Here is a 20,812-nt window from a genome sequence, read left to right on the forward strand (position 1 = left end):
CGCCGGGGACGCGGAGGCCCACGCCCACGCGGGCCCGCAGACGGAAGCCGAAATCCCGGCCGGCCCCAAGAGCAAGACCGAGCCGTCGGCGGGCGTCGAGACCGAGGCCGCGACCTCTGCGGGTGCGGAGACCGAGGACGGTTCCTCTGCCGGCGCCAAGACCGGGGACAGCTCTTCTGCCGGTCCCGAGGCCGAGGACGGCTCTTCTTCCGCCGCTGAGACCGAGCAAGCCAAGGGCGCCTCGTCCAAGGGTGCTGTGGACGCACCCTCCGAAGTTCCGGAGGAAGCCGGGTCCTACGCCGTGGAGTCCCGGACGGCAGAGGAGGTCGAGGTCACCGACCCCGACACCACCGACTCCGAAGCCCCCGCCTCCCAAGACCCCGACGCCGAGGCCACCGGCCAGGCCGCCACCGCCGAACCCGACGACCTCACCAACCCCACCGAATCCACCACCCCCCGCCCCACCCGCCCCAGCCCCCGCTCCTGGAGCAGTCGGCTCGGGGTGCGGCGGCGTGTGCGGGCCTGGCGGGAGAAGCATCCCGTAGCCGCTCTCACGCTCTCCTGGGTCCTCACCTTCCTTGCCGCCGTGCTCGTCTACATCTGTCTGGAGATGCCGAACACCCTGGGCCAGTTGCGGCTCATGGAGTTCGCGCGGATACCCGCGGAGGCGATCATGGCATCGGTGATCCTGCTGAGCCTGCCGCGGCGGGCGCGGATCGCCGCGGCCGCGTGCTTCGGCGCTCTCGTCGGTGCCATCGCGGTGCTGAACATGTTCGACATGGGCTTCAACGAATACCTGGGCCGGCACTTCAACATCATCCTGGACTGGAGCCTGTTCGGGGACGCCCGCGGATATCTGAAGGACACCTTCGGCGGGACGGCCACACAGTTCATCACGGTCGCGGTGATCGCCCTCATCGTCGTGCTGATCGTCCTCGTCGCGCTGGCGATGGTCCGGCTGAGCAACGTGCTCGTCACCTACAAGGCCCACGCGACCCGGAGCACCCTGATCGCCGGCACGGTCTGGATCACCTGCTCCGCGTTCGCCCTGGAGTTCCACGGCATCCCGCTCGCCGCCGACCACACGGCCGGTGTCATCAAGTACCAGGTACGGGCGATGCAGGAAACCCTGCGCGACGAGGCGGAGTTCAAGAAGGTCGCCAAGGTCGACGCCTTCGGCAACACCCCGGGCAGCCAGCTCGTCCCGGACCTGCGCGGCAAGGACATGATCTTCACCTTCATCGAGAGCTACGGCCGTAGCGCGATCGAGGACCCGATCATGGCGCCCGGCGTCGACTCGACCCTCGCCGCGGACACCAAGGCGCTGTCGAAGGCGGGCTTCGCCGCGAAGAGCGGCTGGCTGACGTCGGCGACGTACGGCGGCAGCAGCTGGCTCGGCCACTCCACGACCATGTCGGGCCTGTGGGTCAGCAACCAGCAGCGCTACCGCACGGTGATGGCCAGCGACCACCTGAGCCTGACCGACGCCTTCAAGAAGACCGGCGACTTCGACACGGTCGGGGTGATGCCGGGCGTGCAGAAGGGCTGGCCGGAGCAGAGCTTCTACGGCCTCGACAAGGTCTACAACGCCTTCCAACTGGGCTACCAGGGACCGAAGTTCAGTTGGTCCACGATGCCCGACCAGTACGCGCTGGAGCAGTTCCAGAACCAGGTGCACAGCAAGCCCCGCACCGACGGCAAGTCGCTGATGTCGATGATCATCCTGACCTCCAGCCACCAACCCTGGGCACCGATCCCGAAGCTCGTACCGTGGGACAAGCTGGGCAACGGCTCGATCTTCGACTCGATCGAGAAGGCCGGGAACAAGGCGTCCGACGTCATCGCCAACACCACCAAGTCCCGCCAGGAGTACGGCAAGTCGATCCAGTACTCGGTGAACTCCCTCACCCAGTGGCTGGAGCGCTACGGCAACGACAACACCGTGCTGGTCTTCCTCGGCGACCACCAGCCGATCTCCCGGGTCAGCGGCAGCCACGCCAGCCGTGACGTCCCGATCTCGATCGTCGCCAAGGACCCCAAGGTCCTCGAGAAGATCGACAGTTGGAACTGGACCGACGGCCTGCGCCCCGCCCACAACGCCCCCGTGTGGAAGATGAGCGCCTTCCGCGACAAGTTCCTCACGGCGTACGGCTCGACGCCGCACCCGAAGAAGAACTGACCGACGAACGGGTATCAGCCGCCGGACGTGTCCAGCTCCGCGTCCTCGCCGATCCCCGCGCAGTCGTAGGGGTCCTTCAGCCAACCGTCCGGCAGCACCACCCTGTTGTTGCCGGACGTGCGGCCGCGGGGTCCGTCCGCGCCCACCGGCCAAGGCTGGTCGAGGTTCAACTCGTCCAGCCCGGCCCGGAGTTCGTCCAGCGAGGACGTGATGGCGAGCCGCTTGCGCATCTCACTGCCGACCGCGAAGCCCTTCAGGTACCAGGCGACGTGCTTGCGGAAGTCGATGACGCCGCGTGCCTCGTCCCCGATCCACTCCCCGAGCAGGGTCGCGTGCCGCACCATGATGGCGGCGACCTCGCGCAACGACGGCTTCAGACTGCATCCATCAGCGCCTCCGGCACGGGCCTGTTCACGCCCCTCGAACGCGGCCACGAGGTCGGCGAACAGCCACGGCCGCCCCAGGCACCCGCGCCCGACCACGACCCCGTCGCACCCGGTCTCCCGCACCATCCGCACCGCGTCCTGCGCCGACCAGATGTCGCCGTTGCCGAGCACGGGGATCTCCGGCACATGCTCCTTCAGCCGGGCGATCGCGTCCCAGTCGGCGGTGCCGCCGTAGTGCTGCGCGGCGGTGCGGCCGTGCAGGGCGATGGAGGTGACTCCCTCCTCGACGGCGATGCGGCCGGCGTCGAGGAAGGTGATGTGGTCGTCGTCGATGCCTTTGCGCATCTTCATGGTGACGGGCAGGTCCCCGGCCCCGCTGACGGCCTCCTTGAGGATCGCCCGCAGCAGGTTCCGCTTGTACGGCAGCGCGGAGCCGCCGCCCTTGCGGGTGACCTTCGGCACAGGGCAGCCGAAGTTGAGATCGATGTGGTCGGCGAGGTCCTCCTCCGCGATCATGCGGACGGCCTTGCCGACGGTCGCCGGGTCCACGCCGTACAACTGGATCGAGCGCGGCTTCTCGGTCGCGTCGAAGTGAACCAGTTGCATGGTCTTCTCGTTGCGCTCGACCAGCGCCCGGGTCGTGATCATCTCGCTGACGAACAGGCCCTTGCCGCCGCTGAACTCCCTGCACAGCGTGCGGAACGGCGCGTTGGTGATCCCGGCCATGGGGGCCAGGACGACGGGCGGCGAGACGGTGTGCGGGCCGATCCGCAGGGGGGACACAGGCAGGGAGACGGGCGTGGAGACGGGCGTGGACATTGCTCCATTGTCCCGCACGGCTGCCACTGCCCGTGCCTGTCCCCGTTCGAAGATCATGCAGTGGTCATTAGTTAGACGCACTATCGAGTTTCGCGTACGATGGTGCGTATGCCCGAGCTCAGCCACCGCCGCCGCATGCTGGTGCTCGCGATCTGCTGCATGAGTCTGCTGATCGTGAGCCTGGACGTAACCATCCTGAACGTCGCCCTGCCCGCGATGCAGACCGACCTGCACGCGAGCACCTCCGGCCTGCAGTGGACGATCGACGCGTACACCCTGGTCCTGGCCTCCCTGCTGATGCTGGCGGGCTCCACCGCCGACCGGATCGGCCGCAAGCGGGTCTTCGTCGTCGGCCTGGTGGTCTTCAGCCTCGGCTCACTGCTCTGCTCCCTCGCCCCCGACCTGGACGCGCTGATCTGGTTCCGCATGATCCAGGCCGTCGGCGGCTCGATGCTCAACCCCGTCGCGATGTCGATCATCACCAACACCTTCACCGAGCCGCGCGAGCGCGCCCGGGCGATCGGTGTGTGGGGTGCGGTCGTCGGCATATCGATGGCCGCCGGTCCGCTGATCGGCGGCCTGCTGGTGGACTCGGTCGGCTGGCGCTCGATCTTCTGGATCAACCTGCCGGTGGGCATCGCCGCGCTGCTGCTCACCCTGAAGTTCATCCCCGAGTCCCGCGCGCCGAAGGCCCGCCGTGCCGACCCGGTCGGTCAGCTCCTGGTGATCGCCCTGTTCGGCTCCCTGACGTACGCGATCATCGAGGCGCCGGACTCCGGGTTCACCGCGATCCTGCCCTTCGCCCTGCTCGCGCTGGTCGCCCTCGCGGGTCTCCTCTGGTACGAGCCGCGGCGCGACGAACCCCTCATCGACCTTCGCTTCTTCCGTTCGGCGCCGTTCAGTGGAGCCACGGTGATCGCCATCAGCGCGTTCTCGGCACTGGGCGGCTTCCTCTTCCTCTCCACGCTGTATCTGCAGAACGTGGTCGGTCTGGACGCGCTGCACGCGGGCCTGTGGATGCTGCCGATGGCCGTGCCCACGTTCCTGTGCGCACCGATCTCCGGGCGGCTGGTCGGCAGTCGGGGGCCGCGCATACCCCTGCTCATCGCGGGCTCCGCGATGACCGTGAGCGCGCTGCTGTTCGCCGGGTTCGAGGCAGAGACGTCCGGCGTCTCCCGGTTCATCGGGTACCTGCTGTTCGGCATCGGCTTCGGCTTCGTGAACGCGCCGATCACCAATACGGCGGTGTCCGGAATGCCTCGGGCCCAGGCGGGCGTGGCGGCGGCCGTCGCCTCCACCAGCAGGCAGTTGGGGCAGACGCTCGGCGTCGCGGTCGTCGGTGCCGTACTGGCGTCCGGGGTGACGGCGTCGTCGTACAAGGACACGTTCGTGTCGGCGGCCCGGCCCGGGTGGTGGATTCTGGTGGCGTGCGGGCTGGCCGTGCTGGTGCTGGGGGCGGTGACCAGTGGGGTGTGGGCGCGTAGGACCGCTGAGCGTACGGCTGACGAGTTGTCGTCCGTCGAAGTGCGCGAAGCGGCGGGGATCGGCGCGTAGTTCCGCGAGTGCGGGTCCGTTGTGGCTGGTCGGGCCCGCGCGGCGGATCCGCATTTCGAATACGGCCCCGAGCCCCTAGGGGTTCACCTCGCCTGTGCCAGTGCGTGCAGCCTCTCCAGACGCTCCCGCGACTCCTCGTCCGCCGGTGCGTACGTCACCATCCTCGGGCCCGTCGCCGGGCCCAGCCACAGGTCGGTGTGGTCCACGGTGATACGGCCGACGTGGGTGTTGCGGAACTCCTTGCGGCGGGGGGTGGCGCCCATCACCTCGTGGCGGTCCCAGACCTCGCAGAACTCGGGGGACGTACGCAGCCGCTTCAACAGGGTCTTCCAGGTGGGGTCGGCGAGATGGCCGGCCATCGAGCCCCGGAAGCGGGCGGCCATGAGCCGCTGGGTCTTCTCCAGGTGCACGATCGAGGAACGCCACTCCTCGTGCGTGTAGGACAGGAGCATGCAGTTGCGGTCCTCGGGCGGCACCGCGTCCATGTCGCACAGCAGCATTCCGTAGGTGCGGTTGTAGGCGAGGATGTCGTACCGGCTGTTCTGAAGGCAGGCCGGGATCGGGTCGAGCTGGTCCAGCATGGCCCGCAGGGCAGGGGTGACGACCGGGCATTCCGCGGCCGGACGCGGGTCGTTGGCGTCGGCGAGCCGGAACAGGTGGGCGCGCTCGCTCGGGTCGAGCAGCAGCGTGCGGGCCAGCGCGTCGAGGACCTGCACGGAGACCTGGATGTCCCGGGCCTGTTCGAGCCACGTGTACCAGGTGACCCCGACCGCGGCGAGCTGTGCGACCTCCTCGCGGCGCAGGCCCGGTGTACGGCGCCGGGTGCCGCGCACCAGGCCGACCTGCTCGGGGGCGATGTGCTCGCGGCGGTGGCGCAGGAACGCGGCGAGTTCATGGCGCCGGATCGTCGACGCGGTCTGCGGAGTCGCTGCTGGCCCGGTCGCGGTCTCCTGTGCCATGGTCGTCATCGCTCCAGTGTGCCGCCGCCCGGACCCTGTTTCCAGGTACTCCCGCTACCAGGATAAGAACACTCTGGTACCAGTCTGGCCGCAGGCGCAGGCTCGACCGCGTGACCGAAACCATCACTTCCCGCACCGTCCGATCCCCGGCGGTGGCACCCGTGCTCGGCGGCCTCGGACTGTTCACGGTGCTGCTGGCCGCGGCGCTGCCCCTCATCGACTTCTTCATCGTCAACGTGGCCCTGCCGACCATCGGCAGGGACCTCGCGGCGAGCGAGGCCGTCCTCGAACTCGTCGTCGCCGGCTACGGAGTCTCGTACGCCGTGCTGCTCGTCCTCGGCGGCCGGCTCGGCGACCTGTTCGGCCGCCGCCGGCTCTTCCTCGGCGGTATGGCCGCCTTCGGCCTGACCTCGCTGGCCTGCGGTCTCGCGCCCACCGCCTGGACGCTGGTCGCCGCGCGGATCGCGCAGGGCGCGGCGTCCGCGGCGATGCTCCCGCAGGTCCTCGCCACCATCCAGGCCGCGACCCAGGGCCCGCGCCGCGCCAGGGCGATGGGCCTGTACGGCGCGACCGCCGGCCTCTCCATGGTGGCCGGGCAGATCCTCGGCGGGGTCCTGGTCGCCGCCGACATCGCCGGTACCGGCTGGCGCGCGGTGTTCCTGGTGAACGTGCCGGTCGTCATCGTCGGCCTGGTCCTGGCCGCGAAGGTCGTGCCGGAGACGCGTTCGCAGCACCCGGAGCCGATCGACGTGCCCGGCACCTTCCTGCTGGCCGCGTCCCTGCTGGCGCTGCTGGTGCCGCTGACCGAGGGCCGGGCGGCGGGCTGGCCGCTGTGGACGTGGCTGTCGCTGGCCGCGTTTCCGGGGATCGCGTCCGCGTTCTACGCCGTGGAGCGCAGGGCGGACCGGCAGGGGCGTACGCCGCTGGTGCCGCCGAGTCTGCTGGCGCTGACCTCGCTGCGGCGCGGTCTGGTGATGATCGTGCCGTTCTCGATCGGCTTCAGCGGGTTCATGTTCGTGATCGCGGTGGCGTTGCAGCGCGGCGCGGGTCTCGGCCCGGTCGCCGCGGGCCTTGCGCTGGTCCCGCTGGCGGTGTCCTTCTTCTTCGCCTCGCTCGTCGGGCCGCGGCTGGTGAACCGGTACGGCACCCGGGTCGTGACGGCCGGTTCCGTCATCCAGGCGGTGGGCCTGGGTCTGATCGTGCTGGCCGCGTGGCGGTCCTGGCCGCACCTCGGCTTTGTCGAACTGCTCCCCGGGGCGGCGGTCGCCGGCGCCGGTCAGGCGCTCCAACTGCCCATCATCTTCCGGATCATCCTGTCCGAGGTGCCGGCCGCCCGGGCCGGGGTGGGCGCGGGCGTGATGGTCACCACCCAGCAGTCCGCGCTGGCCTTGGGCGTGGCCACGCTCGGCACTCTCTTCCTGTCGCTGATCCCGGGCCTGGGCATGCGCGACGCCCTGGTGATCACGCTGTCGGCGCAGCTCGCCGGGGTGGTGCTGACCGGGCTGCTCAGCCTGCGGCTGCCGCGCACGATCGGCTGACCCGGCGGAGGACAGCGGGGTCACCGTCCCCGGCCGGGCCGGGGGGTGCGTCCGATGCGACTCAGCCACCGAGGCGATCCACCGCGACCTCGCCGCGCTCACCCCACCCGAACTCGAAGTGATGCGCGTGCTCGCACAGGGGCTGGGCAACTCCGTCGGCGTCGGCGGAACCGAGCCCCTTCGCGACACGTGTGACCGGCCGCTGCACCGCGACCTGTCCGGCGAGCGCTGGGACCCGATCGAACCCCTGATCACCTCGTGGAAGGCCAGGCCTTGCCCTCGCGGCGAAGGGTCGCCGGCCAGAAGGGTCGACACCCGGTCAGGTTGATGGGTGACCGGAGGTGTCGACCCGAAGAATGAACTGGGCGGCTACGGCGGGGGGATGGCGCCTTCAGCGTGCGGAGAGCGTCCGGCCGGTGGTGATCGCCGATGGGGTCGGGGCGCTCTCGGCGATGGCGCGCCACACCTCCGCGCTGAGGTCGGGCATCCGCGCGGCCTGTACCTGAGCGGCCAGTTCGCGCAGCCGGAGGTTCGCGCCGGGGTCTCCGCCGCAGATGGCCAGCATCTCGCGCAGCAGCCGGAAGCGAATCTGATCCCGGTAGGTCAGCAGGTGCACATCGTTCTCGGCCGCCGCGACGAGCTCGGCGGCACGTGCCAAGTCGCGCTGCCGGTAGGCGAGTTGAGCCTTGAGGAGAAGCAGTTCCTGTACGTTCCTGGGCGGACCGGCGAGCTTGAGCGCGGGCTCCGCCTCGGTGAGCAGAGCCTCGGCCCGGTCGAGGCGGGGCGGCAGGGCCTGGAGCGACAGGCTCGCCGCGGCCAGCCTGAGGCGCATCCAGAGGGTGAGTTCCTCACGGCTGTCCAGCGCCGCGAGCGCCCGCTCGATGAACTCGAAGGCCTGGCCGAAGTTGCCCTGCCTGGCCCGGACGGTGGACGCGGTCCAGTAGACCTCGGCAGCGAGCGCACCCTCGCCGTGCGGGAGGCTCTCGCACACCTCGGCGCTGAGGGCGGCGGCTTCCGCAAGGTTGCCGAGTTCCGCCTCGGCGGAGATGAGCAGAAGCTTGGCGCGGACCAAGTCCGCGGTCAGTACGCGCAGTTGGTGCCGCCGGGTGAGCTCCAGCGCTTCCTGGGCCGAGCGCCGGGCACCCTCCATGTCGCCGAGGTTGCGGCAACATCGGGCGATGCGTTGCAGGACGTAGACGTGCAGGGCCGGGCGGTTCAGCTCGCGGCTCATCACGTCCAGGTTCTCCAGGACGGTGCGCTCCTCCTGGAACTCACCGAGCGCCGAGTGCTGGCGGGCGAAGAGGTCGAGGGCCTCCCAGCGCGTGGTGGCGTCCACGTCGATGGCGGTGCTGAGCGCGTCGTTGAGAAGGTCCTGGATCTCGCCGTCCCGCTCGCCCTGCGGGCGGGAGGAGAGGGTCATGACCAGATCGGCGAGATCGTTCTCGGAGTACTGGGCGAAGCTCTCGACGGGTACGGCCAGCCGCTCAGACAGGTATGCCACCGCACGGTCGGTCGGGGGCCGTGCCCCGGATTCGAGCCTGGACAGGTAGGCGGCCGACATTCCCGGTCCGGTCAGCTCCGACTGTGACTTGCCCTGCTGCAGTCGCAACTGACGCAGGCGTCGGCCGAAACTCGGCTGCTCCAGCATGAGTGAGATCCGTCCTCGAGGGTGATGATCACGTCGAGCCGGCGGCGCCCCGCACAGGCACACACCGGCTCCAGAAGGCACTCAAGGGGGAGCCGCCTCAGCGACTCCCCCCGTTCAGGAGTATGGCAAACCTTGTCTATATTTGGCAAGGCTGCGTTTTTGGATACCTTGACGCGTCAGGGCCAGTCTATGACGTCGGTGGCCTGCGCGGACGGGGCGCCCACCGACGCCCGCTCGGAGGACGGGGCCTGCGCGAGTCCCACAGCCAGGGACAGGGCGAGCGCCAGGGCGGCCAGCCCGCCGATGACAACCTTCACGATGAATCGGTCCTTTGCCTTGTTTCCAGGTCGAGTGGGATAGGCGCGATCACCTTTGACCGCGGACAAGGCGCACTCCAGAGGTGGCCATCTCCCCCGTGCGGCCCGCCTGACTCCCTCAAACTAGTCTCGACCCATCAGCTTGGCAAGGCTTGACAATAGTTGGCAATTACCGACTGTTCACTTCCTCATCCTGTTGACACCCCCTGGCATCCATGTGTTCCTCACCGGTGCGTTCGGCACACCGGTCACGGGTACAGGTGGCGCTCGTAGGCGGCCCCGTACCGCTCTTCGAGCACGTCAAGCGGCACGTCCTTCCACTCCGTGCGCTTGGCGATACGCGCTCTGGACGGCGCCGCGTCCGGTGTCCACGACTCGGGGTCCCAGACACCGGCCCGCATGAACGACTTCGCGCAGTGGAAATAGGCCTCTTCGACGTCCACCAGAAGCGCCAGTTTCGGCCGATTGCCCTTGACCACCATCGAGTCCAGCAGTTCCGGCGAACGGACCAGCCGCGCACGGCCGTTGACCCGCAGGGTGTCGCCCCGCCCCGGAATCACGAAGATCATCCCGACGTGCGGGTTCTGCAGAACGTTGAGCCAGCTGTCGAGCCGCCGGTTGCCCGGCCGGTCCGGTACCGCCAGCCTCGTGTCGTCCAGGACCCGTACGAAGCCGACCGGATCGCCCTTCGGGGACACGTCACAGGTGCCGTCCGCCGCCGCCGTCGCGATCAGCACCAACGGGGTGTGCCGGATCCACTCCCGCTCGAACTCGCCCAGCAGCACGCTCGCCTTGCCGTGGACGACCGGGTTCGCCTCACCGACCAGACCACGCAGCTCCTCCTCGGACGTGATCTCGACATGCCCGGGATCCACCGGAACGCCCGGCTCCCGCTCGGCCGGATCCAGTCGCGAGGCGCCGGCACGGTCGGTGTCGCCGGGGTTCGCCAGGCCTCCATTCCTCCTCTCGACCCGATCCCGTCGCGCCACAGGACTCGCCCCGTCACCGTCGCCGGCATCCGCCGAGGCATCAGGGCCCCGCTCGGCCCGGTCCGGTAGCGGCAGGGCGTCCATTCGGTCACTCGGTGGCATCGGCCGGTACTTCCGTGCGGACCACGATGGCCTCGGCCGTCTTGTGGGACAGGGCCAGTGCGGCGTCCGCGTCCGGGCCCACGGCGACGACCTGCCCGATCCGGTCCCAGCTGGAGCGCAGTGGTCGTACCGTGTCGCCCACCGCGATGTCGAGGGCGACGGTCAGCACGTCCGGGTGGTCGGCGGCCGTCTCCGCCCCCTCCACCGCCGTCACCGTGCCCGGCTCCGCACTCAGGAAGCGGGTCGCCGCGGCCTGCCGCAGCGCGGGGCGGGACGCCGGCTCCGGCAGGGTGCCGCCCGCCCAGGCGACGGTGTAGCGCTCGATGTCGAAGCCGTACGCCGCCTCCACCAGGTCCCGAATGCGGTCGCCGCCCGGCCGGTTGTGCGACTCGATCACCCGGGGTCCCCGATCCGAGAGCCGTACCTCCGTGTGGCTCGGGCCCTCCTGGAGCCCTATCGCGTCGAGGAACGTGTGCACACAGTGCTCGATCGCGCGGGCCGAGTCCGGATCCACCCGGGCGGGGACGACATGGCCGAGCTCCACGAAGTTGTCGGAGGTCAGCTTCTCGGTGATCGCCACGATCATGTGCCGGCCGGCGAAGGTGAACGCCTCGACGCTGAACTCCGGTCCGTCGATGTACTCCTCCATGACGAACCGCTCGATGGGGAACGCCGACGCGAACTGGTGCTCCACGCCACGCAGTTCACGGGCGGTCGCCCAGACGTCGTCAAGTTCCGCCTCGGACCTGACCAGTTGGAGGCCGAGGCTGGCGATGCCGTCCACCGGCTTCACGATGAACGGATATCCGTGGGCCGCCGCGAACCGGTCGAGGCTCTCCCGGCCGTCGAGTTCCTCGGCGGCGACGGTGATCTCCGGTGCCACGGAGGCCAGATGACGCCGCATCAGAAGTTTGTCCCGCAGCAGCAGGACCACCTCGTGGGAGACACCGCCGAGCCCCAGCAGGTCGTTGATGCGGGCGGCGGGCTCCACCCCGGCCTCGCTCGTCGTCACGGCGGCCGTGAAGCCGTACACCTGATGCGCCGCGGTGATCAGGGGCACGAGCGTGTCCCAGTCCCGGTAGTCGACCAGCAGAGCGGCATCCACCAGCTCGGCGTGGCCCGCGAGGAACAGCTCGGGGCGCTGCAGGAAGACGACCTCATGTCCCTGCTCCTTGGCTTTGCGGACGTTCTCGATCCGTCCGCCGACGATCAGCACGCGCTGCTTGGACTGGGACATGGAACTCCTCGCTGGGATGGGGTGTTGAGGGGCTGGGCCGGGGCCGTCACGCTCCGGGGACGGAGGATGTGTCGGCCGCTTCGATCTCCACCACGGCCTCGGCGACCAACCGCTCGGCCAGCAGGCGCAATTCGGGCCCGGTCGGGCAGGTGAGCACCGCCCACGCGAGGCGATCGCCCGAGTTCCGCGCGGGGCGCACCGGCGCGCCGGGGGCGAGCCGGGCGTCGTGTTTGACGACCTCGGGCCCGGCCGCCCAGGCGGTGAGGTCCAGTCCGGTCAGCCGGCCCGGTTCCGGTGCGGACAGGAAGAGGCTGCCGGCGGCGCGCATCGGGGCCGTCGGAGTGTCCGGCACCTCTCCGAGGGCAAGCCGCAGACAGGCGGCGAAGACGTCGAAGCCGTGGGCGTGGGCGACGAGTTCGAGGATGTGGTCGCCCGGGGTGCGGACGGCTACCTCCATGATCACCGGATCGTGGTCGGCGCGTGCCCGGAACTCCAGATGGACGATGCCGGTGCCGAAGTTCAGCGCCGTCACGACGTCCGCGCACAGGTCGTCCGCGGCCTTGCGCAGCAGGGGGCGGTCGGCGCCGTAGCCCGCTTCGTGGAACAGCTCGACGAAGTACGGCGGGCCGGTGGTCTCCTTGCGGGTCAGGTTGGTGAACAGCACCCGGCCCCGGTGCACCAGCGCCTCCACGCTGTACTCCTGGCCCTCCACGTACTCCTCGACCAGCAGTGGGCCCTCGTCGTCCCGCCGGGCCACCGCGTCGTCCCACTCCGCCGTGCTCACGATCCGCTCCACGCCCTGACTGCCCTGCAGCGACACGGGTTTCACCACGACGGGCAGCCGGGCGAGGGCCCACTCCCGCTGGTCCGACAGCCGTGGGGTGTGCCGATGGGCGGGCTGCGGCAGGCCCGCGCGCCGGAACTCGGCGCGCTGGAAGGCCTTGTTGCGGGAGACGGTCGCAGCGTCGAGGCCGGGGCCCGGCAGCCCCAGACGGTGCTGGACCATGGCGGCGGCCATGACGTGGGCCTCCGCGAACGCCCACACGGCGTCCGGGGCGAGCCGGCCGGCCAGGGTCATGGCCGGGGAGAGCCAGCTCTCGTCCCGGGTCGCGATCGCCTCCGGCACCGGTTCGAAGTCCACGACGCACGGGAAACGCCCCGTCAGGGCCGCGTACCGGGCGGGTGTCTCAACGACGCCCACACGCAGGCCCGCCTCCTGGGCCGCGTGCAGATAGCCCTCGGCCATCACACCGGCGCCGATCAAGAGAACGGTCTGCTGCTGTCGCGGGTCTGTCATGGGACTCTCCGGATTCGTGTCCTGTGTGCCTGTCTTCGTGTCTGTCGAGGGGTTTGGGGTCAGCCGTGTCCCACGGGCATGCGGTCCGCGGCGGGGTCCGCCGCGGCGGCGCACAGCAGGGCTTCCAGGTCGGCCAGCCTGCGCTCGGCCCACCCCGGGGACCGGACGTCCGTGTCGATCTGCAGGAGCAGCCGGACGCCGGAGCCGTCGACGTCGGCACTGAGGTAGTGGGCGGACTGCCAGAGCATGGCGCTGTCCACCCACTCGGTCTCGGCGTCGGCGGCAGCCCGGCGCAGCTCGTCGACATCGGTCTCCCGGATGGGCAACGCGGTCGCCCGGGGGCGGTAGTTGAGGGTGGCGACACCGTCCAGTCGTACACCGCGCTCCCGCTCCACCGCGGCGCGCAGTTCCGCCAGGGCGGCGGGCGGGCAGGGGCCGGCCGCGTAGGCGCGCAGGGAGGCGGCGGCGGTGCGGCGCACCAGCTCCGGGAAGGACGCGCCCTCGGTGTCCGCGCAGCACAGCACCGGCTGGGAGCAGGGGACGACCGCGTTCGCGGTCTCCGGGCGCAGCCGGTTCGCGGAGATCAGCTGGACGGCTGCGTACCGCTCACCGGTGTCCGCGGCGTCGAGTGCCAGGACGGCGGCGGCGAGTACGGCGGCGGGGCTCTCGCCGGTGCGGGCCGCCAGCGCGCCCACGGCGAGGTCGAGTGCGGCGGATCTCCGGCGCAGGAAACGGAACCGCTCACCGGTCCCCGGGCGCCCGGCGCCGACGGGTGTCGCGGGCATGCGCCGCAGCACCCGCTCGGCGTGGAGCAGGGCCCGGCGGGCGGCGCGGTCCCCCGCCCCGGACGCCTCGGCCTCGGCCAGCTCGCGTGGCTGCGGCCCCTCGGCACCGGACCCGGGCGCGGTCCGCGCGACCGGGTCCGCCAGTGCACACCGTTCGACCAGAAACGCACTGACCGGTAGCAACGCGTAGGCGTCGACGGCGACATGGCTGAAGGCCAGCGCGAGAAACCGGGGCCGTCCCCCGACCACGACCAAGGCGGCCCGCAACGGCCACTCCTCGGCGACGTCGAAGGGGCGGCGGGCGATATCCGCGAGCACGGCGTCGGCTGTGGCCCGGATGTCGTGTGGGGTGGGGGGTGCGGTGCCGGCCGACGCCGCGATCTCATGCACCGTCACCTCCAACGAGCCCTGGTGGTGGGCCTGTTGGGTGGGAGGGGTGGTCCGGGTCACTCGGGTGCGCAGGGTCTCGTAGCGCTCCGTGAGGGCGCGCAGCGCGGCCGTGGTCTGTTCCTCGCGCACTCCGGGGCGGAGGGGGTAGAGGCGGGTGATGGCCAGGCTGCGGCCGTGCGGGCGGGCCGCGTCCGTTTCCGCCAGGTAGTACTGCTGACTCCAGGTCAGGGGAGCCGGGCCGGTGCCACCCGCTTCGAAGGAGACGGTCACCGTGCGTGGGGGGACCGGTGCCGCCGGACCGGGTTCAGGTGTCATGCGGGCTGTGCCCCCACGCCGGCCGGCGACCAGACGAAGGTGAGTTCGTCGCCCGCCGCGTGCGCCCGCCCGAGGGCCTCGTCGCGGTCGGCTCCCTCGGCGATGATCCAGGCCGCGCGGTCCCGGTTGGAGCCGTTGGCCTCGTAGGTGATGCCCGCCTGGACCCCCGGACGGAGGTGCACCTCGTGGACGCCCTTGAGCGCCTTGGCCTGCGGCATGCCCTCGATGGCGTCGAGACGGCCGCTGCGCCGCAGCATCAGGAAGTGGATCGCGGCGGTCCGGTCGCAGCGCAGGGTCAGGTCGGGGGTGCCGCCGAGGAGCGCGATCATGTGGAGTCGGCACATGTCGACACCGCTGGCGATGCGGACCGCCTCGGGGATGCGGTCGCCCGCGATCCGGCCGTTCACCTCGATGACGCGGGCGTCCGTGGCGTCGGCGGTGAGCTTGAGTTCCACGTGCGCGGGACCCCAGGTCACACCGATCGCCCGTACCGCCTGCTCGGCCTTCTCGACCAGAAGCCGTTCGCGCTCGGGCGGCAGGGCCGCGGGGAAGACGTGCCCCATCTCCAGGAACAGCGGCGGCTCGCTGCCGATCTTCTCGGTGAGGCCGAGGACCTTGCCGTGCACGATCTCGGCCGAGTACTCGGCGCCGGGCACGCACTCCTCCACGACCACCTTGGGCGTCACGGTGTGGCCCAGGTACTCGCCCAGTTCCATGACCTGCGCGGTGATCGCGGTGACGTCGTCGGCCGAGTCGCAGCGGCGGACGAAGAGACTGCCGGTCAGGTCCAGCGGCTTGACGACCACCGGGTAGCCGATGCTCTCGGCGGCGGCCACGGCCTGTGCGGGGGACTCGGCGACCCGGAAGAGCGGGTTGAGGCCCGGTGTGTCCGCCATGGCCTCGCGCATCGCGGCCTTGGAGCGGCAGATCGCCACCGCCGCCGGGTCCGGTCCGGCCAGGCCCAGGCGGGCGGCTGCCTCCGCGCCCGTGTCGCAGTAGTACTCGTACACGGAGGTCACGCCGATCACCTCGCCCCGCGTTCCGAGTTCGCGGCAGAACTCCACGACGGCGTCGACGGAGTCCACGTCGCAGGCCTGGATCTCCACGCCGAGTTCGGCGTAGTCGTGCAGCAGGGAGGGGTGCAGGGCGGCCGGGTCGGCGGCCACGATGATCGGGGTGACGCCCTGTTCCAGCAGGTAGCGGGCGCAGTCCTGGCCCGCGCCGGTCCACGGCGAGTCGACGAAGACCACGAAACGGGTAGCCATGATCGCTCCATTCACTTGCTCAGGGGGGCGGTGCGCGCCAGAGGGAAGTCCTCGGGCGCGGGCAGGTCGCGCATGGTCCGCAGCCGGGAGCAGACCAGCCACAGTCCGCCGGCGCTCATCCCGGCCCCGGCGACGAAGAGGGCGGTCCGTACGCCGGTCCACTCGCCCAGCGCGCCGCCCGCGAGGGAGCCGAGCGGCAGGATTCCCCAGACGAGGAAACGCACGCTGGCGTTCATCCGGCCCAGCAGGTCGGGCGGGCACAGTGCCTGGCGGATGCTGGCCTGGCCGACGTTGTAGACGATGATCCCGAAGGCGGTGGCGAACCAGGGTCCGGCGAACAGCAGCGCGGCCCAGCCGTCGCCGGCGAACGGGATGAGCAGGGTGGTGGGCACCGCCGTGAGATAGCCGAGCCGCATGGCGCGGACCTGGCCGAGCCGGAGCGCGAGCCGGCCGGACAGGGCCGCGCCGAGCACTCCGCCGACCCCGCCGATGGTCATGAGGGCGCCGCCGAGGGTGCCGGAGAAGCCGATCTCGTCCACCAGCAGCAGGGTCACCAGCGGCAGGGTCATGGCGTAGAAGAAGTTGTACGTGGCGGCCGAACCGGTGATGGCGCGGAACACCGGGTGGCGCAGCACGAAGCTCAGGCCGACCCGGATCTCGGCGCCCATGCGCCGGTCGGGGCGGCCTTCGGGGGCCGCCTCGACGGTGCGGATGCGGGACAGCAGGAACACCGACAGCAGGTGGGCGGCGGCCTGGGCGCACTGGGTGGCGGTGGCGCCGGCGAGTTCCACGAGGGAACCACCGAGGGTGGGGCCGACCGTCCGGGAGACCGAATTGGTGCTCTCCAGGCGGGCGTTGCCCTCGACGAGCCGGTCACGGCCCACCACGACCGGGATGTACGACTGGTAGGCGATCTCGAAGAAGACGGTGGCGAACCCGATCAGCAGCATGCCCGCCAGCAGGACCGGGAAGGAGATCCGGTCCAGGTAGAAGCCCACGCCGATCAGGATCATCAGGGCGGCCCGCAGCAGGTCGCAGACGATGAGGATCGGTCGTCTGCGGACCCGGTCGACCAGGACTCCGGCGGGCAGTCCGACCAGCAGGAAGGCGAAGGTCTGCGCCGCCTGCAGCACGCCCATCTGCATCGGGGTCGCGGCCAGGGTGGTGGCGGCGAGCAGCGGGATGGCGGTCCTGCTCGTGTTCGTCCCGATCATGCTGACCGTCTGGGCACCCCAGAACAGCCGGAACTCGTGGTTCTTCAGGAGTGACATCCGGACTCCCCGTGGCCTAGCGGCCGGTCGTGAGGCTGGTGGTCCATACGCCGGGACCGGCGACGAAGGAGTCATGGGCGCGGTTGACCCGTGTCCGGCCGTCGTGTCCGTCGAGGTTCCGCAGCAGCTCGAAGACGTTGCCGGCGAGGGTGATGTTGCCCGCGTTGCCGCGGCTGCCGTCCGGGCCCACGACGACCGCGTTGGCGCCGATGGAGAAGTCGCCGGTGATCGGGTTGGAGGTGTGGGCGCCGTTGGCCTGCACGACGTGCAGCACGGTGCGGCCGGGCCGGAACTCGGTGCCCAGGTCGGTGGTGTGACGCAGCAGCAGACAGCCGGGCTGGACGGTGACCATCTCGCCGCCGGGGCCGCGCTGTCCGGAGCCGGTGCTGTTGGTGCCTGCCTCGGCCGCCGTGCGGCGGGCGCTGAGGAATCCGCGCAGGGTCCCGTCCTCGATCAGCGCGGTGGGCCCGCAGGCGGTTCCCTCGCCGTCCCAGGGGACAGGGAGCGGGCTGTCGGGTGCGGTCGGGTCGTCCACCAGGCTGACGCCGGGTGAGGCGACCGCTTCTCCGGTGCGGTCCGCGAGCGGGGAGCGCCCTTCGAGGACGGAGTCCATCTGGAAGGCGGGGACGATCAGCGAGAGCAGCTTGACCAGGACCCGGCCGTCGACCAGGAGGTCGTCGTAGGCGAGTCGTGGCACGGGTTCGGTGGCCAGCAGGCGGGCCAGGCCGATGAGTTCGGGCAGTTCCTCGGTGGCCAGCCGGTCGAGGAGGCCGGGTACGGAGCGGCCGTAGGACTGGTGGCCGATGTGGCCGATGCCGTCGCCGCGGGCGGTGATCCTGGTGTGCATCTGGACGACGCCGGTGTCGTAGCCGATGGGCGGGGTTCCGGCTCGGTGCAAGCGGATGCGGGAGCGGTCGGCGCGGGCGCGGAGTTCGACCTCCAGGCCGTCGTCGCCCGTGCTCAGCGTCCGGAGCCGTTCGGCGGCCTCGGTGTCCAGGCGGGGTGGCGGGGTGTCGGGAATCCGGTGGGGCGGGCCCGGGGCGGGCGGAGGTGGTGGGGCGGTGCCGGTGGCGGACAGGGCCCGGCCCACCGCGAGCGCGGCGGTGACCAGGGCGGGGTCGCGGGAGTCGGGGACGTTCTGGACGGCGTAGCCCTCGGTGCCTTCGAGCCACACGGTGAGGGCGGTGGCGCCGGTGGCGACCTCGCTGCGGCGCTCCACCGCGCCCAGGCGGCAGACCAGTTCCTCGGTCCGTCGGCGCAGCGTCCACACCTCGGCGTCGGCGCCGTGCAGGGCCGCTTGCTCGATCAAGGTGTCGCTCATCGTTCGGTACCGCCGACCAGGAGCGAACCGACCCGGAGGGTGGGGCCGACCACGCCGACCGTCACCCACTGTCCGAACTTGCCGCACTTGGCCGCGCCCACCGTGCTGTCGTCGGCCACGGCGTCGATGTCCCGGAGCACCTGCGTTCCCGTTCCCGTGATGGTGGTCTCTTCTATCGGGTCGGTGACCCGCCCGTTCTCGATGAGGAAGCCGTTGGTCACCCGGAAGGTGAACTCGCCGGTGGACTCGATGACTTCGCCGCCGCCGACGTGCTGGGCGTAGATGCCGTGCTCGGTGGAGGCGATGAGGTCGGCGACGCTCGACGTGCCGGCCGCCAGGCAGGTGTTGGTCATCCTGGGCTGGGGCGGCTGGAGTGCCGTGGTGCAGCGGCCGTTGCCGCTGGAGGCGCGGCCGAGGCGGGCCGCCGACTCCTGGTCGGTCAGGTAGCCGGTGAGCACGCCGTTCTCGATGAGGGTGGTCGGGCCGCCCGGGGTGCCCTCGTCGTCGTAGGTGTAACTGCCCACCGCCCGCGGCACCGTGGGGTCGTCGGTGAGCGTGACGAGGGGGGAGGCGATGTCCTCCCCGAGCCTGCCGGCGTAGACGGAGCCGCGCAGTACCTCGTCGCCCTCCAGCGGGTGGCAGCAGGCCTCGTGCAGCAGGACCATGCCCCGGCCGCCCGCCACGACGACGGGAAGCCGGCCGACCGGCGCCGGTCTGGCGTCGAGCCCGGTGACCGCGCGGCGGGCCACTTCCTCGCCGGCGGCGCGGACGTCGATGCCGCTCAGCGGGCCGCTGACGCCGGGGGTGTAGAAGCCGGTGGCGACGCGGCCCGCGCGGCGGGCGATCACCCGGATCGTGAGGTAACTCAGCAGGCGGTGTTCGTCGTGCAGCCCGGTGTCGTCGGCGAGCACCAGGTCCTGGTCGCCGAGTTCGAAGTCCACCACGACCTGGGCGACCGACGGGTCGAACTTCCGGGCGGATTCCTCCAGTTCGCCGAGGGCGCGGAGGGCGGCGGACAGTTCCATCCACTCCGGCACGGGACCGGAGTCCGGTGCGCGGTGACGGACCGGGTCAGGGGTGTCGTCGGCGGCGAGCCGGGCCACCGTCGGGTCGAGCCCGGAGACGGCGCGGTGCAGGTAGGAGTCGCGCAGCACGTAGCGGGCCGCGGTGGCCCGGCCGCGCTGCACGCTGATGTCACGGATCCTGCCCTCGGCGTACCGGCCGCCGACGCGGTGCCAGGACTGGACCGCGGCCGAGGCCGCGACGCAGTCGTGCGGGCGCTCCCGGCGGATCTCGGCGGCCAGGTCGTGGCCCACCGCGCGGAGGGAGTCACTGGGCATGGGCGTTCTCCTCGGCTGGACGTGCCGCGCCGCGTGACGGCGGGCGGCGCGGGGTCACTTGCTCGACCACATGCGGAACATGTAGCGGTTGACCTGGTCCGGGCTGTCGGTGTCCAGGTCGATCCCCCGGGGCTCGAACCGGTCGTAGAAGGCGGTGCGGGTGTGCAGGAACCGGTCGTCGGCGGAGACCAGGGTCTGGCCCCGTTCGAGCCGGATGCGGTACTGCACGGACGACTGGTCCAGCACGGCGTCGAAGAAGTCGAGGGCGGCGCGCTGTTGGTCGGTGATCGGCTCGCCCTTCTTGTCGTGGGCGACCTCGATGTACGTCCGGAAGTAGCGGACGAGCGGTTCGCCGTCGGCGGTGTAGCGGATGATCGGGGAGCGGAAGAAGCCGGTCTCCGCGCTCAGTGACATGCCGCGCTTCTCGAACCAGAAGTCCTGGGTGAGGATCTTGAGGACGTCGGGGTGCCGGGCGAGGACGTCGTGGACGGGCTTCGCGTCGACGAGGATGCTCTCGCCGCCGATGTGGGCGGACTGGCCGCAGGACAGCAGCAGGTAGTCGATGGGGTCGACGTCGTTGACGGCGTCGTTGTGCATGTACGAGCCCTGCTTGGTCTGGTGGTAGCGGGCGCCGTCCTCGATGGTCTTGCGGACGCCCCGGTCGTACACCTCGATCAGGCGCCAGCCGTCGGTGTTCTGCACCATGGGCCGGCCCAGCGCGGTGCCCAGCACCCAGGCGTACAGGGCCTGTTGGCGCAGTGAGCGGACGCCCGCGACACGGTCGTAGACGATGAAGTGGGCGCGGGAGTCGATGACGTCCCGGCTGCCGTCGACCTCGCCGGCGAAGCGCGGCACCGCGGTGAGGTCCACCTCGACGGCGTCGACGCGGCCCCGCGGGTGCTGCCGGTCGAGTGCGGCCACATAGCCGGCCAGTTCGCTCTGAGCCTGCTCCGAGAAGGTGTGGAACGCCTCGGCGGGGACTTCCAGAGTGCGTGGATGAGTAGGCGCGAGCGCGGTGCTCATTCTCTGCTGTTCCTCTCTGTTTCCCGTCGGCCCGACCCCGGGCCAGAACGATTGGAACACGTTGGCAATTGGTTGAC

At 71.0% G+C, this 20,812-nt stretch carries 16 protein-coding genes; 3 read left to right on the forward strand and 13 right to left on the reverse strand.

What is annotated here, in order from left to right:
* The first annotated feature begins 610 nt into the window (after nucleotides 1-610).
* Nucleotides 611-2,179, forward strand: a complete 1,569-nt coding sequence (locus tag ABZT04_RS16085; RefSeq protein WP_356057252.1) for a sulfatase-like hydrolase/transferase — start codon at nucleotides 611-613, stop codon at nucleotides 2,177-2,179.
* A 14-nt stretch (nucleotides 2,180-2,193) separates the two neighbouring features.
* Here ABZT04_RS16085 and dusB read toward each other — a convergent pair whose 3' ends face one another.
* Nucleotides 2,194-3,384, reverse strand: coding sequence for a tRNA dihydrouridine synthase DusB (dusB, locus tag ABZT04_RS16090; RefSeq protein WP_356056871.1), 1,191 nt, complete (start codon nucleotides 3,382-3,384; stop codon nucleotides 2,194-2,196).
* 108 nt (nucleotides 3,385-3,492) lie between these two features.
* Here dusB and ABZT04_RS16095 point away from each other — a divergent pair, with 108 nt between their 5' ends.
* Complete coding sequence (locus ABZT04_RS16095) at nucleotides 3,493-4,938, forward strand: MFS transporter (protein WP_356056872.1); 1,446 nt, start codon at nucleotides 3,493-3,495, stop codon at nucleotides 4,936-4,938.
* Between the two features lie 83 nt (nucleotides 4,939-5,021).
* On the opposite strand, the gene ABZT04_RS16100 is transcribed toward ABZT04_RS16095, so the two are convergent.
* Nucleotides 5,022-5,906 carry a helix-turn-helix transcriptional regulator gene (locus ABZT04_RS16100; RefSeq protein ID WP_356056873.1) on the reverse strand — a complete coding sequence of 295 codons (885 nt, stop codon included), beginning with the start codon at nucleotides 5,904-5,906 and terminating at the stop codon, nucleotides 5,022-5,024.
* Nucleotides 5,907-6,007: 101 nt separating this feature from the next.
* Between ABZT04_RS16100 and ABZT04_RS16105 the strand changes: the two genes are divergently transcribed.
* Nucleotides 6,008-7,435, forward strand: coding sequence for an MFS transporter (locus ABZT04_RS16105; RefSeq protein ID WP_356056875.1), 1,428 nt, complete (start codon nucleotides 6,008-6,010; stop codon nucleotides 7,433-7,435).
* 391 nt (nucleotides 7,436-7,826) lie between these two features.
* Here the strand turns inward: ABZT04_RS16105 and ABZT04_RS16110 are convergent, their stop codons facing one another.
* From ABZT04_RS16110 to ABZT04_RS16160, 11 genes are all read right to left on the reverse strand, one after another.
* Nucleotides 7,827-9,083 (reverse strand): helix-turn-helix domain-containing protein, encoded by a 1,257-nt coding sequence (locus ABZT04_RS16110; RefSeq protein ID WP_356056877.1) that lies wholly within the window; start codon nucleotides 9,081-9,083, stop codon nucleotides 7,827-7,829.
* A gap of 176 nt (nucleotides 9,084-9,259) precedes the next feature.
* Entirely contained in the window at nucleotides 9,260-9,400 is a 141-nt protein-coding gene (locus ABZT04_RS16115) for a hypothetical protein (protein WP_356056878.1), read from the reverse strand.
* 248 nt (nucleotides 9,401-9,648) lie between these two features.
* A complete protein-coding gene (locus tag ABZT04_RS16120; RefSeq protein WP_356056879.1) occupies nucleotides 9,649-10,275 on the reverse strand; it encodes an MSMEG_1061 family FMN-dependent PPOX-type flavoprotein in 627 nt (208 codons plus the stop codon).
* Between the two features lie 202 nt (nucleotides 10,276-10,477).
* Nucleotides 10,478-11,728 carry an ATP-grasp domain-containing protein gene (locus tag ABZT04_RS16125; protein ID WP_356056880.1) on the reverse strand — a complete coding sequence of 417 codons (1,251 nt, stop codon included), beginning with the start codon at nucleotides 11,726-11,728 and terminating at the stop codon, nucleotides 10,478-10,480.
* Nucleotides 11,729-11,774: 46 nt separating this feature from the next.
* The gene (locus tag ABZT04_RS16130) at nucleotides 11,775-13,025 is read right to left on the reverse strand and encodes an ATP-grasp domain-containing protein (protein ID WP_356056881.1); all 1,251 of its coding nucleotides are present in this window, start codon (nucleotides 13,023-13,025) and stop codon (nucleotides 11,775-11,777) included.
* 59 nt (nucleotides 13,026-13,084) lie between these two features.
* Nucleotides 13,085-14,515 (reverse strand): hypothetical protein, encoded by a 1,431-nt coding sequence (locus ABZT04_RS16135; protein WP_356056883.1) that lies wholly within the window; start codon nucleotides 14,513-14,515, stop codon nucleotides 13,085-13,087.
* Nucleotides 14,512-15,780, reverse strand: coding sequence for an ATP-grasp domain-containing protein (locus tag ABZT04_RS16140; RefSeq protein ID WP_356056885.1), 1,269 nt, complete (start codon nucleotides 15,778-15,780; stop codon nucleotides 14,512-14,514). Before ABZT04_RS16140 ends, ABZT04_RS16135 begins: the two co-directional genes overlap by 4 nt.
* A gap of 11 nt (nucleotides 15,781-15,791) precedes the next feature.
* Nucleotides 15,792-17,051 carry an MFS transporter gene (locus ABZT04_RS16145; protein ID WP_356056886.1) on the reverse strand — a complete coding sequence of 420 codons (1,260 nt, stop codon included), beginning with the start codon at nucleotides 17,049-17,051 and terminating at the stop codon, nucleotides 15,792-15,794.
* 16 nt (nucleotides 17,052-17,067) lie between these two features.
* Nucleotides 17,068-18,372 carry a metallopeptidase TldD-related protein gene (locus ABZT04_RS16150; RefSeq protein ID WP_356056888.1) on the reverse strand — a complete coding sequence of 435 codons (1,305 nt, stop codon included), beginning with the start codon at nucleotides 18,370-18,372 and terminating at the stop codon, nucleotides 17,068-17,070.
* Entirely contained in the window at nucleotides 18,369-19,712 is a 1,344-nt protein-coding gene (locus tag ABZT04_RS16155; protein ID WP_356056889.1) for a TldD/PmbA family protein, read from the reverse strand. Before ABZT04_RS16155 ends, ABZT04_RS16150 begins: the two co-directional genes overlap by 4 nt.
* A gap of 54 nt (nucleotides 19,713-19,766) precedes the next feature.
* Complete coding sequence (locus tag ABZT04_RS16160; protein ID WP_356056890.1) at nucleotides 19,767-20,735, reverse strand: TauD/TfdA family dioxygenase; 969 nt, start codon at nucleotides 20,733-20,735, stop codon at nucleotides 19,767-19,769.
* Nucleotides 20,736-20,812: the final 77 nt, after the last annotated feature.

It is taken from the genome of Streptomyces sp. NPDC005492, from assembly GCF_040605995.1.
Classification (GTDB): Bacteria; Actinomycetota; Actinomycetes; order Streptomycetales; family Streptomycetaceae; genus Streptomyces.

Excerpts from the sequence above, each read along its gene's own strand:
- ABZT04_RS16085 (WP_356057252.1), top strand. The coding sequence starts at position 611 with ATGCCGAACACCCTGGGCCAGTTGCGGCTCATGGAGTTCGCGCGGATA.
- dusB (WP_356056871.1), bottom strand. The coding sequence starts at position 3,384 with ATGTCCACGCCCGTCTCCACGCCCGTCTCCCTGCCTGTGTCCCCCCTG.
- ABZT04_RS16095 (WP_356056872.1), top strand. The coding sequence starts at position 3,493 with ATGCCCGAGCTCAGCCACCGCCGCCGCATGCTGGTGCTCGCGATCTGC.
- ABZT04_RS16100 (WP_356056873.1), bottom strand. The coding sequence starts at position 5,906 with ATGACGACCATGGCACAGGAGACCGCGACCGGGCCAGCAGCGACTCCG.
- ABZT04_RS16110 (WP_356056877.1), bottom strand. The coding sequence starts at position 9,083 with ATGCTGGAGCAGCCGAGTTTCGGCCGACGCCTGCGTCAGTTGCGACTG.
- ABZT04_RS16125 (WP_356056880.1), bottom strand. The coding sequence starts at position 11,728 with ATGTCCCAGTCCAAGCAGCGCGTGCTGATCGTCGGCGGACGGATCGAG.
- ABZT04_RS16130 (WP_356056881.1), bottom strand. The coding sequence starts at position 13,025 with ATGACAGACCCGCGACAGCAGCAGACCGTTCTCTTGATCGGCGCCGGT.
- ABZT04_RS16135 (WP_356056883.1), bottom strand. The coding sequence starts at position 14,515 with ATGACACCTGAACCCGGTCCGGCGGCACCGGTCCCCCCACGCACGGTG.
- ABZT04_RS16140 (WP_356056885.1), bottom strand. The coding sequence starts at position 15,780 with ATGGCTACCCGTTTCGTGGTCTTCGTCGACTCGCCGTGGACCGGCGCG.
- ABZT04_RS16145 (WP_356056886.1), bottom strand. The coding sequence starts at position 17,051 with ATGTCACTCCTGAAGAACCACGAGTTCCGGCTGTTCTGGGGTGCCCAG.
- ABZT04_RS16150 (WP_356056888.1), bottom strand. The coding sequence starts at position 18,372 with ATGAGCGACACCTTGATCGAGCAAGCGGCCCTGCACGGCGCCGACGCC.
- ABZT04_RS16155 (WP_356056889.1), bottom strand. The coding sequence starts at position 19,712 with ATGCCCAGTGACTCCCTCCGCGCGGTGGGCCACGACCTGGCCGCCGAG.
- ABZT04_RS16160 (WP_356056890.1), bottom strand. The coding sequence starts at position 20,735 with ATGAGCACCGCGCTCGCGCCTACTCATCCACGCACTCTGGAAGTCCCC.